The sequence below is a fragment of the Sphingorhabdus sp. genome, assembly GCF_044354325.1.
Classification (GTDB): domain Bacteria; phylum Pseudomonadota; class Alphaproteobacteria; order Sphingomonadales; family Sphingomonadaceae; genus Sphingorhabdus_B.
On sequence record NZ_JBILAF010000132.1, the window covers coordinates 1 to 5304 of the forward strand.

At 56.1% G+C, this 5304-nt stretch carries 4 protein-coding genes; all 4 read left to right on the forward strand.

The genetic code is table 11. From position 1 onward, the window contains the following. Positions 1-6: 6 nt before the first annotated feature. Positions 7-1002: a tRNA dihydrouridine synthase DusB gene (dusB, locus tag ACIQ0G_RS10060; protein WP_397577792.1), complete on the forward strand. Its 996-nt coding sequence runs from the start codon at positions 7-9 to the stop codon at positions 1000-1002. Between the two features lie 3 nt (positions 1003-1005). Further along, positions 1006-2097 (forward strand): nitrogen regulation protein NR(II), encoded by a 1092-nt coding sequence (locus ACIQ0G_RS10065; protein WP_397577789.1) that lies wholly within the window; start codon positions 1006-1008, stop codon positions 2095-2097. Continuing rightward, entirely contained in the window at positions 2094-3515 is a 1422-nt protein-coding gene (locus ACIQ0G_RS10070) for a sigma 54-interacting transcriptional regulator (RefSeq protein WP_397577790.1), read from the forward strand. The genes ACIQ0G_RS10065 and ACIQ0G_RS10070 overlap by 4 nt, the downstream gene beginning before the upstream one ends. 82 nt (positions 3516-3597) lie before the next feature. Further along, positions 3598-5304, forward strand: a 1707-nt coding sequence (locus ACIQ0G_RS10075; protein ID WP_397577791.1) for a HAMP domain-containing protein, incomplete at its 3' end; no start/stop codon positions are given.

Genomic DNA, 5304 nt, shown 5'->3' on the forward strand with positions numbered 1-5304 from the left:
TTGAAAATGCAGCTGAAACCTATTCAAATCGGCAATATTGAAATCAATTGTCCCGTCATTCTGGCGCCGATGACTGGCGTCACCGATATGCCATTTCGCAAAATCGTCCGGCAATTTGGCTCTGGCTTGAACGTGACCGAGATGATTGCGAGCCAAGCGATGATCCGCGAAACGCGCCAGAGCATCCAAAAATGCGAGTGGGACGCGATTGAAGAGCCTGTGTCGATGCAGTTGGCTGGCTGTGCACCATATGAAATGGGTGAGGCGGCGAAGCTGAACGAAGACCGCGGTGCGGCGATTATCGATATCAACATGGGCTGCCCCGTCAAAAAGGTGGTGAACGGCGATGCAGGCTCTGCATTGATGCGCGACCTGCCGCTGGCGGCCAGCCTGATCGAGGCGACGGTGAAGGCCGTGTCCGTGCCCGTTACCGTCAAGATGCGCATGGGCTGGGACCATGGCAGCCTGAACGCGCCTGAACTCGCGCGTATCGCCGAAGACCTTGGCGCAAAGATGATCACCGTCCACGGCCGCACCCGTAACCAGATGTACAAGGGATTGGCTGACTGGGCATTTGTGCGCAAGGTGAAGGACGCGGTATCGCTTCCGGTTATCGTCAATGGTGACATTTGCACCATCGAAGACGCGCGCAATGCGCTGGAACAAAGTGGTGCCGATGGCGTGATGGTTGGCCGCGGCGCTTATGGGAAGCCCTGGCTCTTGGGTCAGATGATGCATTGGTTCCGAACGGGGCAGACCATTGCCGATCCAGATATTGATGCGCAGTTCCACCTGATCATGGACCATTATCGCGCCATGCTCGACCATTATGGCGGCGAAGTTGGCCTGCGCATCGCGCGCAAACATATTGGTTGGTATACCAAGGGGCTGAATGGTTCCGCCGAGTTTCGCAATTTCGTGAACCGCATCGATGATCCCGATGTCGTCATTGACGAGCTGACACGCTTTTACGAACCGTTCCTGACCCGGTCGGCCGCCTGATTGATGTCGCAGGTCACGCATCGCCCCGAATATAGCCAAATGCTGGCGAGTATTGCGGTGCCGGTGCTTCTGATCTCGCCTGATCACCTCATCACTTATGCGAACGATGCGAGCGAAGCCTTTTTTGGCCGAAGCCGCAGAAGGCTTGAGGGGCACCGTATTGACGAAGCGCTGATCTTCGAAAGCGAGCGGATGAACGCGGCTTTGCTCGCGCGTGAGGGCGACATTTCCGCGCAGGATATGGAGCTTAAAACACCTTATGGTGTGATCATGGTCGATATCAACATATCCGCCGTGGCCAAAGAGCCGGATTGGCGCATCGCCGTCATATCCCCGCGCAATGGGGGCCGTGAGCATATCGGGGACCAGCGCGACTCCGGGCAGCAACAGGCCATGGGCGCGCCTGCGATATTGGGGCATGAAATCAAAAACCCGTTGGCGGGCATAAAAGGCGCGGCACAATTGTTGGCGCGTCAGGTTGATGAAAAAAGCCGGGCGTTGACCGAGCTTATTGTTAACGAAGTTGACCGCATCGCCCGCTTGCTCGACCAAATGCAAAAGCTGGGGCGGTCGGAGCGGCCTGAATTGGCGCCGGCGAATATCCATTTGTTGATTGAGCGCGCCATTCGTTCGCTGCGTGCGGCCAACCGCGCCATGCCCGAAATTTCGATCAATTATGACCCGTCGCTGCCCGATGTGTATATCGATGCCGACGGGATGGTTCAGGTGCTGATAAACCTCCTGCAAAACGCGATCGACGCGCTGAACGGGCGTCTTGACGGCGTGATTGGCATTTCGACGCGTTATGTCATGAGCGGCGCGTTGCGCGATACGGACATTGACCGGCGCGCCATTAAATTGCCCGTGGAAATCGCGATATCCGACAATGGCGCAGGCGTGCCCGATCATATTGTCGATGAACTGTTTTCGCCATTCGTAACGACAAAACGTGACGGGCAGGGGCTTGGCCTCGCTATTGTGCGCAAGCTTGTGCAGCAAATGAATAGCCGGGTCTTGTTCGAACGCGATCATGCCCTTGGGCAAACCACATTCCGGCTTTTGCTTCCGGTAGCTTCAGGGAAGGCAAGCGAATGAAGCCAGCTAAGGTTCTTATTGTCGAAGATGACGCGTCCATCGGGCTCGTCGTATGTGCCGCGCTTCAGGCGGAGAATATCGAAACGCAAATTTGCGATACCGTGGCGGCGCGCGATGCGGCGCTTGCCAATGGCCATTTCGACCTGATGCTGACCGATGTCGTTTTGAAAGACAGCGACGGCCTGTCCACCCTGAAAGAGATATTGGCGCGCACGCCCGATATGCCCGTCATCATCATGTCGGCACAAAACACGCTGGAGACAGCCGTGCGCGCCAGCGAGATCGATGCGTTTGAATATTTCCCAAAGCCGTTTGACCTCAACGACCTTGTTTTGGCGGTAAAGCAAGGGATCGAAAAGCGCCGATCGACCGCCTCTGACCCGTTTGAGGCATTAAGCGAAGCCAATCTGCCGATGATTGGACGCAGTGCCGCGATGCAGGATGTGTACCGCATGGTGGCGCGGCTGTTGCGGAATGACCTATCGGTCCTGATTTCGGGGGAAAGCGGAACGGGCAAGGAACTGGTGGCCGAAGCGATCCACAATCTGGGGCACCGCAAAACCGGGCCCTTTGTCGCGGTCAACATGGCAGCGATCCCGAGCGAGTTAATCGAGGCCGAGCTGTTCGGCCACGAAAAGGGTGCGTTTACCGGCGCCGTTGGCCAATCCATCGGTCGGTTTGAACAGGCCCAAGGCGGCACATTATTCCTCGACGAAATTGGTGACATGCCGATGCACGCACAGACCCGTCTTTTGCGCGCGCTGCAAAGCGGTGTCATCAGCCGCATTGGCGGCAAAGCGAGCATTCGCCTTGATGTCCGCATCGTCGCAGCGACAAACCAAAACTTGGCCGCTTTGATTGAAAAGGGCGGGTTTCGGGAGGATCTGTTCTACCGCCTGAACGTCGTGCCCATCGAAATGCCCCCGCTGCGCGATCGCACGGAAGACATTGGCCTGCTTGCACAGCATTTCCTGATGATGGCGGCAAAAGACGGCCTTCCTTTACGCAAAATCGACGATGGGGCTGTCGGTCAATTGATGGCGATGCCCTGGCGCGGAAATATCCGCGAGTTGAAGAACCTTATTTATCGTCTGGCATTGTTGTGCCGCGAAGATACGATCACGGAAAGCACGATCCACCAGTTTGTGGAACCTGCGCCCGATGCTGACCCGCACATTCAAGGCGCGAGCTTCGAAGCGGCTGTTGCCCAATTCCTGCGCGACCAAAAACAACGCGGGCATTTGCGCGAAAAGCTATATCCACGCGCCTTGGCCCAGTTCGAGATCCCGTTGCTGCAGCATGTGATGAAGCAAGTGAAAGGCAACCAGCTTAAAGCCGCAGCTTTGCTTGGTATCAACCGCAACACGCTGCGCAAAAAACTGACCGATTACGGCATTGGTCCCGCCGGAGGACGCTAGAACGGTGTTTGGCCAAGATACATAGCGTTTGAGGAGCAATTTTGTGCTTTTCAGGTAACGCAATGAGTGCCACAGTGTCTTTATGGCAACAATCGGATTAGCGGAGGAAACAAGTTCACCGTCCGCCGTCGGTCGTCTTTTTGAATGGCTTGCCGATCTGCTGGGCAACAGCCAATCGATCAAATTCCTGGAAATCGCCAGTGCGGTGATGGTTGTTGTTGCCGGCGTTGTGACCGCGATATTGCTGATCGACCAAGGGCCGCAGTCGGAGCCTTTGGGACCCGCTGCCTCTGCAACTATGTTGGTCAGTAACCTGTTGCCAGCGACATTGCTGCTTGTTCTGTTTGGGCGGCGTGTGGCGCTCAAGCGGGCGGAGAATAGCAACATTGGCAGCAAGCAATTGCTGCACGTCCGCTTGGTGGCGATATTTTCGGCGATTACGGCCGTTCCGACGGTGCTTTTGGTTATCTTTGCCTCATTGCTGTTCCAAAGCGGTGTGCAATTCTGGTTCTCGGGTTCGGCACGCGGCATGCTCGAAAATGCAGGCGAGCTGGCCAAGGGATATTATGATGAAAAGGTGCGCGATGTCGGGGCCGAAACGGTCACAATGGCGGGGGACATTCGGTACATTTTATCGCAGGTAAAAATCGATAGCGCTGAATTTTTAGAGATTGCCTATCCGCAACAGGTCTTGAACCGCAAGTTGAGCGAGTCCGCAATTGTAACGATCGGACCAAGCGGACAGCAAAATACGGAAGCAGTGCTCGCCGAAAAAGAACGTGGTGACTGGATCAGCGATGAAGCGCTGCGCAAACTGGAATCCGGTGAAAATTTTGTCGTTACGGTCAGCCCCAATAATATCGATGCTGTTGTGGTCCTGTATGACAATCCGCGAACCTATCTATACGTAAGACGCGCGGAAACAGTGCCTTCATTTGCTTTGGGTTCACGCGCACAGTCCGTTTTGCAAGACTATGACAAAATGGTTGCGCGGTCGCGGGCGTTGCAAATCCAGTTCAATCTCGCGCTCTATTTTGTGTCGCTGATGATTATTGGCATCACGCTTTGGATTGCGCTTCGCGTCGCGGACCGGTTGGTAAGGCCGGTCAATAATTTGGTGGATGCCGCACAACGGATTGCGGACGGCGACCTATCGGCGCGGGTCACCGAAGATCAATTCCGCGATGATGAAGTGGGTTTCCTGTCGCAATCGTTCAACCGCATGACCGAGCGACTGCAGCAGCAAACGGGCGCATTGCTGGCCACCAACCATCAGTTGGGTGAGCGGCGTTTGTTTATCGAGGCCGTGCTGGAATCGGTATCGGCAGGTGTGGTTTCAGTCGATGGCAATGGCGTGGTCCAGCTGGCCAATTCGACCGCGGAGAAGCTGCTGAAACATGAATCTGATACTATTGTCGGCCAAAAATTTGAAGTGGTCGCGCCCGCGCTCGCCGCTTTGGCCAGCGAAAGCCCACGGGGCGTTGTGCAGCTTGGCGATGGGCCAGAGCCGCTGACGGTCGCTGTTACCGTGTCTCCGCGCGAGCAGGGCAGTGTGGTCACCTTTGAAGACATCAGCCAGCAGCTTGCCGATCAACGCCGCGCGGCATGGTCCGATGTTGCCCGACGGATCGCGCACGAAATCAAAAACCCGCTGACGCCTATCCAATTGGCGGCAGAGCGACTTCAGCGCCGCTTTGGCAAGCACATTGCCCAAGATGAAGCGATATTCGCGCAGCTGACCAGCACGATCGTACGCCAAGTTGGGGACTTGCGAAACATCGTCGATGAA